General features: G+C 75.9%; 13 protein-coding genes. 9 read left to right on the top strand and 4 right to left on the bottom strand.

The window, feature by feature from the left end; translation table 11 throughout:
• Nucleotides 1-42 precede the first annotated feature (42 nt).
• Both BUE45_RS17115 and BUE45_RS17110 read right to left on the bottom strand, forming a co-directional pair.
• Entirely contained in the window at nt 43-1,707 is a 1,665-nt protein-coding gene (locus BUE45_RS17115) for a hypothetical protein (RefSeq protein WP_073380351.1), read from the bottom strand.
• Nucleotides 1,692-2,468, bottom strand: coding sequence for an ABC transporter ATP-binding protein (locus tag BUE45_RS17110; RefSeq protein WP_073380350.1), 777 nt, complete (start codon nt 2,466-2,468; stop codon nt 1,692-1,694). Before BUE45_RS17110 ends, BUE45_RS17115 begins: the two co-directional genes overlap by 16 nt.
• A 284-nt stretch (nt 2,469-2,752) precedes the next feature.
• Between BUE45_RS17110 and BUE45_RS17105 the strand changes: the two genes are divergently transcribed.
• Complete coding sequence (locus tag BUE45_RS17105; protein ID WP_245833315.1) at nt 2,753-4,141, top strand: sensor histidine kinase; 1,389 nt, start codon at nt 2,753-2,755, stop codon at nt 4,139-4,141.
• Nucleotides 4,141-4,908, top strand: a complete 768-nt coding sequence (locus BUE45_RS17100) for a response regulator (protein WP_073380348.1) — start codon at nt 4,141-4,143, stop codon at nt 4,906-4,908. Before BUE45_RS17105 ends, BUE45_RS17100 begins: the two co-directional genes overlap by 1 nt.
• Before the next feature lie 141 nt (nt 4,909-5,049).
• On the opposite strand, the gene BUE45_RS17095 is transcribed toward BUE45_RS17100, so the two are convergent.
• Nucleotides 5,050-6,399: an MATE family efflux transporter gene (locus BUE45_RS17095; protein ID WP_073380347.1), complete on the bottom strand. Its 1,350-nt coding sequence runs from the start codon at nt 6,397-6,399 to the stop codon at nt 5,050-5,052.
• 248 nt (nt 6,400-6,647) lie between these two features.
• Here BUE45_RS17095 and BUE45_RS17090 point away from each other — a divergent pair, with 248 nt between their 5' ends.
• The 6 genes from BUE45_RS17090 (at nt 6,648) to BUE45_RS17065 (ending at nt 12,978) form a co-directional block, all read left to right on the top strand.
• On the top strand, nt 6,648-7,100 hold the full coding sequence (locus BUE45_RS17090) for a carboxymuconolactone decarboxylase family protein (RefSeq protein WP_073380346.1): 453 nt from the start codon (nt 6,648-6,650) through the stop codon (nt 7,098-7,100).
• 97 nt (nt 7,101-7,197) lie between these two features.
• Entirely contained in the window at nt 7,198-8,994 is a 1,797-nt protein-coding gene (locus BUE45_RS17085; protein WP_073380345.1) for an AMP-dependent synthetase/ligase, read from the top strand.
• A 205-nt stretch (nt 8,995-9,199) separates the two neighbouring features.
• Nucleotides 9,200-10,333 (top strand): LLM class flavin-dependent oxidoreductase, encoded by a 1,134-nt coding sequence (locus tag BUE45_RS17080; protein WP_073380344.1) that lies wholly within the window; start codon nt 9,200-9,202, stop codon nt 10,331-10,333.
• The gene (locus BUE45_RS17075; protein WP_073380343.1) at nt 10,330-11,169 is read left to right on the top strand and encodes an ABC transporter permease; all 840 of its coding nucleotides are present in this window, start codon (nt 10,330-10,332) and stop codon (nt 11,167-11,169) included. Before BUE45_RS17080 ends, BUE45_RS17075 begins: the two co-directional genes overlap by 4 nt.
• A gap of 20 nt (nt 11,170-11,189) precedes the next feature.
• On the top strand, nt 11,190-12,224 hold the full coding sequence (locus BUE45_RS17070) for a taurine ABC transporter substrate-binding protein (protein ID WP_073380342.1): 1,035 nt from the start codon (nt 11,190-11,192) through the stop codon (nt 12,222-12,224).
• On the top strand, nt 12,211-12,978 hold the full coding sequence (locus tag BUE45_RS17065) for an ABC transporter ATP-binding protein (RefSeq protein WP_073380341.1): 768 nt from the start codon (nt 12,211-12,213) through the stop codon (nt 12,976-12,978). The genes BUE45_RS17070 and BUE45_RS17065 overlap by 14 nt, the downstream gene beginning before the upstream one ends.
• Nucleotides 12,979-13,041: 63 nt before the next feature.
• Here the strand turns inward: BUE45_RS17065 and BUE45_RS17060 are convergent, their stop codons facing one another.
• Entirely contained in the window at nt 13,042-13,575 is a 534-nt protein-coding gene (locus BUE45_RS17060; RefSeq protein WP_073380340.1) for a DUF7144 family membrane protein, read from the bottom strand.
• A 211-nt stretch (nt 13,576-13,786) separates the two neighbouring features.
• On the opposite strand from BUE45_RS17060, the gene BUE45_RS17055 reads away from it, so the two are divergent.
• Nucleotides 13,787-14,299 carry an ArsR/SmtB family transcription factor gene (locus tag BUE45_RS17055; RefSeq protein ID WP_073380339.1) on the top strand — a complete coding sequence of 171 codons (513 nt, stop codon included), beginning with the start codon at nt 13,787-13,789 and terminating at the stop codon, nt 14,297-14,299.
• Nucleotides 14,300-14,301: the final 2 nt, after the last annotated feature.

The raw sequence follows: 14,301 nt of genomic DNA, 5'->3' as shown, positions 1-14,301 counted from the left end.
GCCGGGGCGCCGTCCACGCCCCGGCCCGGGTCTGTGCGGGGTTCAGGACCCCTGCGGCCGCGTCTCCTCGTTGCCGGAGATCGCGGTCCGCTCCAGCCGGTCCAGTAGGGACCCGGCCTCCGGTACCGCCTGGAGGGCGACGGCTTTGCCGTAGCGGATACGGGTGAACGTCTCCGGCAGGCGCCCGTCCAGCCGCCGGTGCGCGATCCGCCCCAGCCACAGGGCGCCCAGCAGGCCGTTGGCCACCCCCACCGGGACCGCCGCCCACGGCGCCCCGGCCAGCCCCAGGAACACCGCCGCCAGTACGGCCGGGGACGCCAGCACCGGCAGCGACAGCAGCGACAGCCACACCTGCACCTGGTTGTCGCCGCTGTCGTTGGCGTCCACCCGCAGCTGCGGGTCCACCCCGGGGGACAGCGCCACCACCGAGAACAGCAGCGACAGGCCCGAACCCGCGCCGAACACCGCGGCCAGCCCGGTCAGCACGTAGGGCCAGGCCCAGTGCTCCCCGGTGAGCACGATGAACAGCACGCTCAGCGCCAGCGCCCCCGGCGCGCTCAGCAGCGCGATCGCGATCTGGCGGCCGCGCACGTCGGCACGGGCCGTGCCGGGGCCCTGGCCCACCGCGGTCAGCCACAGCGCCGTCCCGTCGTGGCCGTACATGTTGGCGGTGGCCAGCACCATGATGAACGCGCAGATCACCCCGGCGAACGGCGCGAAGAACGAGAACGTGTCGCTCGACCACGCCAGCAGGCCGATGAACAGGCCCGCCCACAGGGAGGCGCGCACCTCCAGCCCCCGCCACGGGTCGCGCCACCACTGGCGCAGCTCCTTGCCCACCACCGCGCCCAGCGGGGTGCCCGGCAGCACGGCGCGGGCCGGCCGGGAGAGCGGCCGGGCCCCCGGCGGGCGCCCGCGCCGGCGCACCCCGCGCGCCGTCACCCGGGGCGCCAGCAGCACCGCCGTGACCGACGCCAGGACCAGCGAGGTCAGGGCCGTGGCCGCCAGCCAGCCCAGGGCCGAGCCCCAGGCCCCCGCCCCCGCCGCGTCCACGGCGTGCACCGGCCACGACGTGGGCAGCGCCGCCAGCAGCGCGCCCGTGGGACCCTCGCCCAGGCCGCGGTCGCGCAGCTCCAGCGTCGCCGCCAGCGCCGGCTGCACCGCCATCCAGCCGAAGAAGATCAGGGCCAGGAAGAGCCCCCACTGCACCGAGGCGATCTCCATTCCCAGCCGCGAGTGCATCGCCGCGCCCAGCGCCCGGAACACCAGCCGGGAGAGGGAGATCAGCGAGACCCACAGCAGCAGCGCCGCGGGCACCGCGACCAGGGCCGCGCCCGCCGACAGGGACGCGCCGTGCCACACCAGCGCCGCCGACGCGACCAGCGTCAGCGCCGGGCCCAGGTCCACGAACGCCGTGACCAGCAGCAGCGCGCCCGTGCGGCGGCGGTCCATCGGCAGCAGCGCGAAGTACTGCGAGCGCAGTGTCCCCGCCCCGTTGGCGACCGTGGGGCCCAGCGCCCAGGCCGCCGCCCACACCGCGAAGACCAGGGGGAGCAGGTCCGAACGGACCCGCGGGCCGGGGGAGGAGACCGCCAGGTACCAGGTCAGCGCGGCGCCCAGCAGGGCCAGGACCAGCCCCAGCACGCGCATCCCGGTGAAGGAGTGGCGCATCAGCGCCAGTTTGAGGCGGATCAGGACGACAGCCACGCCAGCTCGTCCTCTCCGACCTCGCGCGCGCCGACCAGCCGCACGAAGGTGTCCTCCAGGGTGGCGTCCGGGCCGCGCACGCCGTCCAGGGTCCCGTCGGCCAGCACGCGCCCGCGGGCGATGATGGCCACCCGGTCGGCGAGCCCTTCCACCAGGGCCATCACGTGGCTGGAGACCACCACGGTGCCCCCGCCGTCGGTGAAGCGGCGCAGGATCGCGGTGAGCACCCGGGCCGACACCGGGTCGACGGCCTCGTAGGGCTCGTCCAGCACCAGCACCCGGGGCGCGTGCAGCAGGGCCGTGGCCAGGCCGATCTTCTTGCGCATGCCGGTGGAGTACTCCGCGATCAGGACGCCCCTGTCGTCGGCCTCCTCCAGCTCCAGGACCCGCAGCAGCTCCCCGGCCCGCTCCCGGACCAGGCCCCGCTCCAGCCCGCGCAGCCCGCCCCAGTGGGTCAGCAGCTCCCCGCCGGTGAGGCGCTCGGGCAGGGACAGCCCGTCCGGGAGCACACCGAGCAGGCGCTTGGCGCCCACCGGGTCCGACCACATGTCCACGCCCAGCACCCGGGCCGTGCCCGCGTCGGGGCGCAGCAGGCCGACGGCCATGGAGATGGAGGTCGTCTTGCCCGCGCCGTTGGGGCCCACCAGCCCCAGCAGGGCGCCGCGGGGAACGGCCAGGGACACACCGTCGGCGGCCCTGGTGCCGTTGAAGGCCTTGGTCAGCCCGACCAGTTCCAGGGCGGGCCCGTCGTCGTTCGCCATACCCCCGATCGTCCCGCCGCGGACCGGTGCCCCGCATCGTCCGATCGGTCGTTTTCATCCGGCGCGGTGTCGGCCGATCGGACGACGGCCGGGACGGCGCCCGGGCCCGGTATCGGCCTTTCGGCCGAGGTGCCGCCACCCGCTCCCGGCCTACCCTGAGAGGGGTGGGCGGTGCGCCGGCCGCGGGTCCGCCGCGCCGGGCCGGCCCCCCGGGGCGGTCGCGGGTGCGTGCCGGCGGGCAGGGGCGGGCCCTGCGGGCCGCGGGTGCCGGGAGGGCGGGTGCGGTGGAAGGGGTAACGGCCGTGGAGGCGGCGGGCGGCGACGGGACCCGCGGCGGCGGGGGGCCGGGGGAGCCGGGCGGGTCGGACGGAGGGCGCGCCGTCCCCTGGGGCGTGCTGCTGACGGTCGGCGCCGGGCTGGGGTGGGCGGTGCTGTACGCGCTCCTGTACCGGCTGGGGTACAACTCCTACGTCCCCGGGTGGCTGGCCGCCGTGGACGTGGTGCTCGGCGTGGCCGCCGCCCTGGTGCTGTTCGCCCGGCCCCGGTTCCCGCTGGCCTCGGCCGCGGTCGTCGGGCTCCTCTCGGCCCTCTCCTCCGCCTCCCTGGCGGCGCTCGTCGTCTCGCTGATCGGGCTGACCGCGCGCCGCCCCTGGTGGCAGGCGGCCGCGGTGGCGGCGGGCACCGTCGTCGTCGGACTGCCCTGGTTCCTGCTGGTGATCCCCGACCACCAGGTGGCCTTCGCGCTCGTGGTCGTCGTGCTCCTGCTCCTGGGCTGCCTGGGCTGGGGGCTGGCGCTCAAGTCCCGGATCCGGCTGGTCGAGCGGCTGCGCGAGGACGTGCTGCGCGCCCGCGCCGACCGCGACCGCAGGCTGTCCGAGGCCCGCGCCGACGAACGCCGCCGTATCGCGCGCGAGATGCACGACGTCCTCGCCCACCGGATGTCCCTGCTGTCCGTGCACGCCGGAGCCCTCGCCTACCGGGTCCGCCAGAGCGAGCAGGGGCAGGCCCCGCCGCCCACCGCGGAGGAGCTGGGCGCGGCCGTGGGCGTCATCCGCGACAACGCCCACCGGGCCCTGGACGAACTGGGCGGCGTGCTCGCGGTCCTGCGCGCCGCCGACACCGGACCCGGGGAGGGCGGCACGGGCGCGCGGGAGGGCGCGGGCACCGCCCCGCCTCAGCCGACCCTGGCCGACCTGGAGCGGCTGCTGCGCGAGGCCACCGGGTCCGGGCAGCGGGTCAGCGCCCGGCTGGAGCTGCCTGGGGACGCGGTCCCCGGCGACCGGGTGGGCCGCAGCGCCTACCGGGTGGTGCAGGAGGGGCTGACCAACGCGCGCAAGCACGCCCCGGGGGCCCGGGTGGAGGTACGGGTCCAGGGCGGGCCGGGCCGGGCACTGGCGGTGTCGGTGCGCAACCCGCTGCCGGTGGGGGTGGCCGCGGCGGAGATCCCCGGTGCGGGAGCCGGGCTCACCGGGCTGGCCGAGCGCGTCCGCCTCGACGGCGGGACCCTCACCCACGGGTCGCGACGGGGGGTCTTCCGCCTCGACGCCGAGCTGCCCTGGCCCGAGGCCGCGGCGGCACCGCGACCACCCCGGGCCGGGGCGGCGGACCCGCGGACACCCCCCGCCCGGCCGGTACCGGCGGACGCCGCTGCCGCGGACACGCGGGTGCGATAGTGGACGACGTGGACACTCCCGTACGCGTTCTCCTCGTCGACGACGACCCGCTGGTGCTGACCGGGCTGCGGATCATGCTCTCCGGGGCGCCGACCATCACCGTGGTCGGCGAGGCCGCCGACGGGGAGGAGGTGGCCGCCGCGGTGGCCGCGCACCGCCCCCACGTGGTGCTGATGGACGTGCGCATGCCCGGCATGGACGGGATCACCGCCACCGGGGCGCTGCGCACCGGAGGGGAGGACGACCCCCAGGTCATCGTGCTGACCACGTTCGACGCCGACGACACCGTCGCCCGGGCGCTGCGCGCCGGGGCCGCCGGATACCTGCTCAAGCACACCGAGCCCGAGCGGATCGTGGAGGCGGTGCACCGCGCCGCGGCCGGGGAGCCGGTGCTCTCTCCCGCGGTGGCCCGCGCCCTCATGGACCGGGTCGCCGCCGGCACCGGGCGGGACGGCCACGACGCGGCGGCGGGGCCGGAGGGCGCACGCCGCGACGGCGTCGCCCCCGCTCCGGACGGGGGCGGGGCGCACGATGCCGCGGCCGTGCGCGGCCGCGGCGCCCGGGAGCGGCTGGCCCTGCTCACCGGGCGCGAACGCGAGGTCGCCGAGGCCGTCGCCGACGGGCTGTCCAACGCCGAGATCGCCCGTGCGCTGCACATGTCGCTGGGGACGGTCAAGGCGCACGTCTCCAGTGCGCTCACCAAACTCGACCTGGCCGGCCGGGTGCCGCTGGCCCTGCTCGCCCACGACGCGCGCGACCGCTCCTGACACCGGTGCCGGTCGCCGGCGCCCCGGGGGCGGCAGGCCCGCCCCGGCAGGCGCGGAGCGGAGCGGTCCCGGACCGGTCCAGGGGTCGCGGTACCCGGCCGGTCCGAGCGGGCGCGGAGCGCGGCCCCGGGCGGGGCCCGCTCACACGAGGGCGGAGCGCCGGTGGAAGGCCGCCGCCTGGCCGGCCACGAGCCCGGTGTTGGCCACCGCGTAGGCCGCCCAGACCCCGGCGAGCCCGCCCAGTGCGGCGACGGGCACCGCCGCCAGGCACAGCAGGCCGTAGCAGACCGCGAACGTGTACAGGGAGTAGCGCGCCTGCCTGATCCCCAGCAGCCCCATCCCGGGCAGCGACTGCGCGGCGTCGGCGACCACCACCGCCGACAGCAGCGGGAGCAGCGCGACCACCGTCTCCCGTACCGCGGGGTCGGGGGTGAACACCCCGACCGCGGGGCCGGCCAGCGCCCACAGCAGCACCAGGCTCGCCGTCACCACCGGCACCGCCACCAGGTATCCGGCGGTGACCGCGCGGCGCACCCCCGCCACCGACCCCTGCCCGGCCGCCCGGGCGGCGAACGGGACGCTCGACTGCCCCACGGCGATCGCGGGGATGAAGACGAACCCCGCGATGACCGCCAGCAGCTGGTGGGCCGCCGCCTCCTCGGTACCGATCCGGGCCACCACCAGCCCCAGCAGGCTCAGTGATCCGAACTTGACGAGCAGGGTGGAACCGGTGGGCAGCCCCACCCGGGCGATCTCGGCGACGCCCGACCGGTCGGGGGCGCCCAGCCCCACCCGGTGCCCGCGCAGCGGGGTCCCGCGGCGCGAGACGTACAGGTACAGCGCCGCCATCGCGCAGTTGTCCAGGCACAGCGCCAGCGCCGCCCCGGTGAGCCCCAGCCCGGGCACCGGGCCCGCGCCCAGCACCAGCAGCGGCGTCAGGGTCACCGCGGTCGCGGTGTTGACCAGGCTCAGTGCCAGTACGGTCCGGTTGCGCCCCAGCCCCACGAGCAGCACCGTCACCGAGGCCTTGACGGAGGAGGCCAGCAGGGCCAGCCCGGCCAGCGCCGCGGGCAGCACCCCCAGCGCGGCCAGGGTGGGGGCGGCCACCCCGATCGCCCGCGCCCACAGCGGGGTCAGCCCCAGGACGACACCGCCCGCCGCGCCCGCGAGCAGGGCGAGCCAGGTGGAGTCGCGCACCACCGGAGCCAGCGCCGCCGGGTCGTCCACGCACTCGGCGACGAACGGCATCGACCCGCGCAGCGCTCCCTGCACCACCATGAGCAGGGGGTTGAACACCGTGATGAGCAGGGCGAAGGCCGCGAGGTCGGCGGTGGCGACGTTCCCGATCACACCGGCGGTGACCATGCCCCCCGCCATGGACGCCAGCATCGAGAAATACAGGGGGAACGCCTTCGCCCCCAGTTCCCGCACGGTCCCGCCGAGGGAGGCGGGCGTCCCGGCCCGCCGCGGGGGCGGGGGCTCCGTTTCCACGGTGCGGTCTCCCCAGGGGTCGGAAGAATTCCGGAGAAAACGGCATGCCTTTCCCGGTGAAAGGAAAAGGAATGCGCGGAATCAAAGCCTTTTCTACCACGGTGTGAATTCGGGTGGAAGGGTGCGCCGCGTCCGGTTCCGGCCGGGGCGCCGGGGCGGCAGCCGGTCCGGGAAGAGCCGCCGGGTGGCGTACGTTGCGGGTAGTGCGGGCCGCCCGGCCCGTGCCCGGATCGAGGAGGCGTCGTCCCGTGTCGCAAGAGCGCATCGTGTGGTCCAAGCAGGTTCCCGAGATCTATTCCAAACTGGACGAGGTCGACGGCCTCGTCGCGGAGCACCTCGACATCACCCTGCTCGAACTGGTGAAGCTCCGCTCCTCGGTCCTCAACGGCTGCTCCTTCTGCGTGGACCTGCACACGCGCCGGGCCCTGAAGGAGGGGGAGACCCAGCAGCGCCTCTTCCTGGTGTCGGCCTGGTACGAGGCGGGCGCGGTCTTCACCCCCGCCGAGCGCGCGGCCCTGTCCCTCACCGACGCCGTGACCCGCCTGGGTGAGCACGGGGTCCCGGACGAGGTGTACGCGGAGGCCGCCGAGCACTACGACGACAAGCGGCTGGCCGCCCTGCTGGTCGCGATCTCGATGATCAACCTCTACAACCGGCTGGCGGTCGCCTCGCACCTGCATCCCCGTCCCCGTAAGGGCTGAGGGCCGCCAAGGGGTCTGTCCGGGGGGATGGCCCGGTGTTACCCTCGCGTGTGTTCCAGATCACATGTGAGCGTAGGACGACCGTCAGGAGCCCTCCGTGCCCCCAGCCGTCTCCCCGGACCACACCCTCGCCCGCCTCCTCGAACACAACGCCGCCGCGCACCCCGACCTGCCCGCCCTCTCCTGGCGCTCCGGCGACGACTGGCCCACCCTCACCTGGGCGGGGGTGAACGAGGCCGTCGCCCGACTCGCCCAGGGCTACGCCTCGCTCGGCACCGCCCCCGGCGACCGCGCCCTGCTGATGCTGGGCAACCGGCCCGAGCACTGGCTCTCCGACCTGGCGCTGGTGCACCTCGGAGCGGTCCCCACCACCGTCTACGGAACCGCCGCCCCCGAGCAGGTCGCCTACATCGCCCGGCACAGCCGGGCCCGCGTCGCCGTCGTGGAGGACGCGGCGGTCGCCGCCGCCTGGGAGCCCCTGGTCGCGGACCCCGGCACGGCGCTGGAGTTCCTGGTCGTGGTCTCCGGCGCGGACCCCGGCCGCGGCCACCTGGACTACGCCGCGCTCGCCGCCGCCCCGGCCGGGGACGCGTTCGAGCACCGCCACTCCCTCAAGCCCGAGGACCTGCTCACCGTCGTCTACACCTCGGGGACCACCGGCGACCCCAAGGGCGTGGCGGTCACCCACCGGCGGATGCTCGCCAACCTGGCGGCCCTGGACTCCCTCATCGACCTGCCCGAGCACGCCGCCCACATCTGCTACCTGCCGCTGGCCCACATCGCCGAACGCGTCCTGGGCCTGTACCTGCCCCTGCTCCGGGCCTCCCACGTGTGGATGTGCGACGACCCGGCGGAGCTGGTCGGCGTGTTGAGACACGTGCGCCCGCCGGAGTTCTTCGGGGTGCCCCGGGTGTGGGAGAAGCTCGCCTCCGCGCTGCGCGCCGGGCTGGCCGGGCTGCCCGGGGAACAGCGGTCGGGGATCGAGGCGGCCATGGCGGTGGCCGCCGAGCACACCGCCCACCTGGAGCGCGGCGGGCCGGTCCCGCCGGACCTGGCGCGGCGGTTCGCGGCGGTCCGCGAGCTCGCCCTGACCCCGGTCCTGGAGAAGGTGGGCCTGGACCGGGTGGTGTGGGCCTCCAGCGCCTCGGCCCCGATGCCGCCGGAGGTGGTGCGCTTCTGGGCCGGCCTGGGCATGCCGATCATGGACGCCTGGGGCCTGACCGAGTCCCTGGGCGTGGCCACCGCCAACACCCCGACCGGCGGGTTCCGGCTGGGCTCGGTGGGGCGCCCGCTCTCCTCGGTGGAGGTCCGGGTCGCCGACGACGGGGAGGTCCTGCTGCGCGGGGAGACGGTGTTCGACGGGTACGTGGACGCCGGCGGCGCGGTGCGCGCGGCCACCGACGGCGACGGCTGGTTCGCCACCGGCGACATCGGCCGCCTCGACGGGGACGGCCACCTGTGGATCACCGACCGCAAGAAGGAGATCATCGTGACCAGCGGGGGCAAGAACGTCTCGCCCGCCCTGGTGGAGAACACCCTCAAGGAGCACCCGCTGGTCGGCCAGGCCTACGCGCACGGCGACGGGCACCCCTACCTGGTGGCCCTGGTGGTGCCCGACCGGGACGTCACCCCGGTGTGGGCGGCGGCCCGTGGGATCGATACCGGCGGGGACTGGGACGCGCTGGCCGCGCATCCGGAGGTGGCGGCGGAGCTGGAGCGCGCCGTCGCCGCCGCCAACGCCCGGCTGAGCCGTGCCGAACAGGTCAAGCGCCACCGGGTGCTGGCGGGTGAGTGGGGGCCGGACACCGGTGAGCTCACCCCCTCCCTCAAGCTCCGGCGGCGGGTCATCCGCGACAAGTACGCGGCCGAGCTGGACGGGCTCTACGAGGACTGACCCGTGCCGGGGGTCGGGAGGACCGCTCCCGGCCCCGGCCGCGCGCCCCGGCCGTGCGGTCCCGCCGCGCCCGGTGCCCGTGGCCGCTGCGCGTCCCCTTGCGCCGTGCCACCGTCCGGACACGCTGCCGACCTGGTAACAGATATTTCCTATCTGTATAGTCAGGAATGTTCGACGGCCCCTCCGCGAAAGGCCCCCCTTCGGCATGCGCTTCCACTGGTTCCTGCCCACGACCGGCGACGGCACCGCGGTCCGCAACTCCACCGTCCGCCTGGGCGCGGGTGGTGTGACCGCGGCCCACCGCCCGGCCACCACCGCCTACCTGGCCCAGGTCGCCCGGGCGGCCGAGGCCGCCGGGTTCGACGCGGCGCTCACCCCGACGGGCGCGGGGTGCCCCGACCCGTGGATCACCTGCGCGGCCCTGGCCCGGCACACCGACACCCTGCGCTTCCTGGTCGCCTTCCGCCCCGGGTTCGTGCTCCCCACCCTCGCCGCCCAGCAGGCCCGCACCTTCCAGGAGGTCTCCGACGGCCGCCTGCTCCTCAACATCGTCACCGGTGGCGACCCCGTCGAGCAGCGCGCCTACGGCGACACCCTCGGCCACGACGAGCGCTACGCCCGCACCGACGAGTTCCTCGCGGTGCTGCGCCGCTCCTTCGCCGGGGGGAGCTTCGACTTCCGCGGCGACCACTACACGGTCCAGGGCTGGGGAGACCTCCCCCTGGAGCCCGCCCCGGAGATCTACTTCGGCGGCGCCTCCCCGGCCGCGGAGCGGGTCGCCGCCCGCCGGGCCGACTCCTACCTCATGTGGGGCGAGCCGCCCGCCATGATCGCCGAGCGCGTGCGCCGGGTCCGGGCGGCCGCCGCCGCGCAGGGGCGCTCCCCGCGCTTCGGCGTCCGCCTGCACGTCATCACCCGCGACACCGCTGACGAGGCCTGGCGCGAGGCCGCCCGCCTGTTGGAGGGCATGGGGGCGGACCGGGTGGCGGCCATGGAGGAGTACTACGCCCGGATGGACTCCACCGGGCAGGCCCGCATGAACGCCCTGCGCACCCGCGGCCTGACCGGGGACGTGCACGCCCTGGAGGTGTCCCCGAACCTGTGGGCGGGGGTGGGCCTGGTCCGCGAGGGCGCCGGGACCGCCCTGGTGGGGGACCACGACCAGGTGGCCGAGCGCCTGCGCGAGTACCGCGCCGCGGGGGCGGACGAGTTCATCCTCTCCGGCTGGCCGCACCTGGAGGAGGCCTACCGCGTGGGCGAGCACGTGCTGCCCCGCCTGGCCGCCGCCCCCGGCGCGCCGGCGGACCCCGCCGCGGTCCCCGCCGGGACCCGCCCGTGAGCGCCCCCGCCGAGGCACCGCCCGCGCCCGCCGCCCCGACCGCACCCCGGCGCCGCCGGGAGGGCCCCTCGCGGCGGCGCGCCCTGGGCCTGCGCGTCCTGTCCGTGGGCGGGCTCCTCCTGCTGTGGTGGGCGGTGGCCCGCGCCCAGGTCTGGCCACCGGTCGTCCTGCCCCCGCCCGGCGCCGTCTGGGCGCAGGCCGTCGCCACGAGCACCGAGGGCTACAGCGGCCACACCCTGGGGGAGCACCTGCTCACCAGCCTGCGCCGCATCCTCGTCGGCAGCGCCTGGGGCACCCTGGGCGGCGTCCTGCTGGGCCTGCTCATCGGACTCGTCCCGGCCGTGCGCGCCATGCTCGGCCCCCTCGTCACGTTCGTGCGGACCCTGCCCCCGCTGGCCTACCTGAGCCTGCTGGTGATCTGGTTCGGCATCGGCGAGGAGCCCAAGATCTGGCTGCTGGTCGTCGCCTCCCTGCCCCCGGTCGCCGTCGCCACCGCCGACGCCGTGCGCGGGGTGGACCCCGACCACCTCAACGCCGCCCGCTCGCTGGGGGCCCGGCCCTGGCAGCAGGCCCTGTGGGTGGTCCTGCCGCACTCGCTGCCCGAGATCTCCACCGGCGTGCGCATCGCCGTCGGCGTGGCCTACACCTCCGTGGTGGCGGCCGAGACCGTCAACGGCGTCCCCGGCATCGGCGGCATGATCCGCGAGGCCCAGCGCTTCAACCACACCGACGTCGTCATCCTCGGCCTCATCGTCATCGGCCTGTCCGGGCTGCTCATCGACCGGCTGCTGGTGACCCTCGACCGCACCGTCGCCCCCTGGCGCGGGCGCACCTGAGATCCCCCTGGAGAAGAACCGTGAACCGTCCGACCCTCGCCCTCCTCGCCGTGCTGGCCTCCCTCGGCCTCACCGCCACCGCCTGCGGCGCCGACGCCCCCGCCGACCCGGCCGACGGCGTCCCGGCGCAGCTGCGGATCGGCTACCAGTCGATCCCCAACGGCGACCTCGTCGTCAAGAACCAGGGGTGGCTGGAGGAGGCGCTGCCCGACACCGAGGTCGTGTGGAGCCGCTTCGACTCCGGGGGCGACGTCAACACCGCCTTCCTCGCCGGGGAGCTGGACATCGCCCTGGCGGGCAGTGCCCCCGTCACCCGCGGCCTGTCCGCGCCCCTGGACATCGACTACCGGGTGCCCTGGATCCACAACGTCATCGGCGAGAACGAGGCGCTCGCCGCGGTCGAGGGCATCGACGAGGTCGCCGACCTGCGGGGCCGCACCGTGGCGGTGCCCTTCGCCAGCACCACCCACTACCACCTCGTCGCCGCCCTTGACGAGGCCGGGCTGGGCGTCGGCGACGTCGAGCTTCTCGACCTGGAGCCCCAGGACATCCAGGCCGCCTGGCAGCGCGGGGACATCGACGCCGCCTTCGTCTGGTACCCGGTGCTGGGCGAGCTGTACGCGTCCGGCGGCCACCCGGTGGTCACCAGCGGCGAGCTGGCCGAGCGCGGCAAGGTCACCGCCGACCTGGCGGTGGTCTCTGCGGCCTTCGCCGAGTCCTACCCCGACGCCCTGTCCACCTGGGTCGGGCAGCAGGACCGGGCGGTGCGGCTGCTGCGGGAGGACCCGGACGCCGCTGCCGCCGCCATCGCCTCCGAGCTGGGCCTGACCGGGGAGGAGGCGGCCGAGCAGATCGGCCAGCTCGTGTTCCTCACCGCCGAGGAGCAGGCCTCCGCCGAGTACCTGGGCACCGCCGGGGAGCCCGGGCGCCTGGCCGAGTACCTGAACCTCACCGCGGAGTTCCTGGCCGCCCAGGGGGAGATCGACGCGGCGCCCGGACCCGCGGCCTTCGAGGAGGCCCTGGCGGCGGAGGGGGTCGCCGGTGCCCTCGACTGACGACGCCCTGGTCCTGACCGGGATCGGGCACGAGTACCGGGGCGGCTCCGGCCCGGTGCCCGCCCTGGACGGGATCGACCTGTCCCTGGCCGCGGGGGAGCACCTCGTGGTCGTGGGACCCTCCGGATCGGGCAAGAGCACCCTGCTGCGGCTGATCGCCGGATTCCTGCGGCCCACCCGCGGGGAGATCGCGGCCGGCGGCGTTCCGGTGCGGGGCCCGGGGCCGGACCGGGGCATGGTCTTCCAGCAGCCCACCCTGTTCCCGTGGCTGAGCGTGCGGGCCAACGTGGAGTTCGGACTGCGCACGGCGGGGGTGCCCCGGGAACGCCGCCGGGAGGTCGCCGGGGAGCGGCTGGCCCAGGTGGGCCTGGCCGACGCCGGGCGGATGCGCACCTACGAGCTGTCCGGCGGCATGCGCCAGCGGGTGGCCATCGCCCGTGCCCTGGCCCCGGATCCGGGCGTCCTGCTCATGGACGAGCCCTTCGGGGCCCTGGACGCGCTCACCCGGGAGCGCCTCCAGGACGAGGTGCGGGCGCTGTGGTCGGCCACCGGCAAGACTATCGTCTCCATCACCCACGACGTCGACGAGGCGGTCCGGCTGGGCTCGCGCCTGGTGGTGCTCAGCGCCCGCCCCGGCCGGATCGTGCTGGACGAGACCTCCGGCCTGCCCCGCAGTCCGGACCCGCGGGCCGAGCCGGGGTTCGCGCCGCTGCGCGACCGGCTGGCGTCGGCGGTGCGCGCCGCCGCGGCCTGAGCGGAACGGGGAGGTGGGGCGGCCCCGCGGGGCCGCCCCACCTCCCCGTCTCCGGGTCCCTCCTCAGCCGTCGGCCCGGCCGCGCCCGCCGGGGCGGGCGACGGTCCGCTCCGCGGCCCGCGCCTGCGGCGGCGCCTCGTGCGCCGCCTGGTACCCGCTCCGGTACGCCTCCTGCTCGGCGGCGCTCATCCCGGAGGACGTCGCGGACCCCTCCCCGCGGGACCGGCTCGGCCATCCGGCGGTGAGTCCGTAGACCACCAGGATGTCGATGGCGATCGCCACCATCGACCAGACCGGCATGGCCAGCACGAACGCCAGCTGTGCCAGGGCGTTGAGGCAGGCCAGCACGATGCCGAACACCCGGGCCCAGGTGCGGCCGGACAGGACGGCCAGGCCCGCGACCACCAGGACGACGCCCCACAGGCCGAGCAGGACGCCCCAGGCGCCGAAGCCCAGGAAGAGCATCTCCGTGCCGCCGACCATGTAGAAGTCCGGGGTGAACAGGGCCACCAGCCCCTGGATGATGTTGACGGCCCCGATGACGATCAACAGGGTCGCGACGAAGAACTGCCACCCGTTGGCGGCTTCCGCACGCATGTCTCGCCTCCTCATCGACCGCGGGCCCGCGGCCCCGGCCCTTCGGACGTCGCGGAGAACGCGGCCCGCCCTCCTTTTCCTTCATGATCTGCCGGTCGCGGTCAGCGGCACGCCAGGCGCTCTCACACATCCGGCAAAGGAAGGGCCCCGGGGCCGTGACCGGCGTGAGTGCGGAATTACGTAATTACGGACTTTCTGATACTTTGGCGGAGTGGCAGAGAAGACGACCGAACAGCGCCTGGCCGAGCTGGAGGCCCGGGTCGCCGCGCTGGAGACGCGCGGCACCGCAGGGACCGACGCCGACGCGGCCGGGGACCACGACCCGTTCTTCGCCCTGAACGCCCTGAAACAGCACGTCGCCGGGGACGGGGGCGTGGTCTTCGCCGGTGTCCTCGGGTCCGGGCCCCAAGCCCTGGAGTGGCAGCAGGGCCTGCCCGCGGAACGGCTGGACGCGGAGGACTGGTCCCGCCGCGCCGCCTCCCTGGACGCCCTGGGGCACCCGGTCCGCCTCCGGCTCCTCCAGGCCGTCCGGCAGGGCACCGACACCGTCGCCGCCCTGGCCGAGCGCTCCGAGTTCGGCACGACCGGCCAGATCTACCACCACGTCAACCTGCTGTCCGCCGCAGGGTGGCTGGTCGCCGTCCGCCGCGGCCACTACGCCGTACCGCCCGAACGCCTCGTCCCGCTCCTGGTGATCCTCACCGCCGCGGGCGGGCCCGCCTGACA

It is taken from the genome of Nocardiopsis flavescens (assembly GCF_900141985.1).
GTDB classification, from domain to species: domain Bacteria; phylum Actinomycetota; class Actinomycetes; order Streptosporangiales; family Streptosporangiaceae; genus Nocardiopsis; species Nocardiopsis flavescens.
This window is presented reverse-complemented; position numbering and strand designations above follow the sequence as displayed.

What these genes read in the sequence shown, in the direction of transcription:
- BUE45_RS17110 (WP_073380350.1), bottom strand. Translation starts at nt 2,468, where the DNA reads ATGGCGAACGACGACGGGCCCGCCCTGGAACTGGTCGGGCTGACCAAG.
- BUE45_RS17080 (WP_073380344.1), top strand. Translation starts at nt 9,200, where the DNA reads ATGCGCTTCCACTGGTTCCTGCCCACGACCGGCGACGGCACCGCGGTC.
- BUE45_RS17060 (WP_073380340.1), bottom strand. Translation starts at nt 13,575, where the DNA reads ATGCGTGCGGAAGCCGCCAACGGGTGGCAGTTCTTCGTCGCGACCCTG.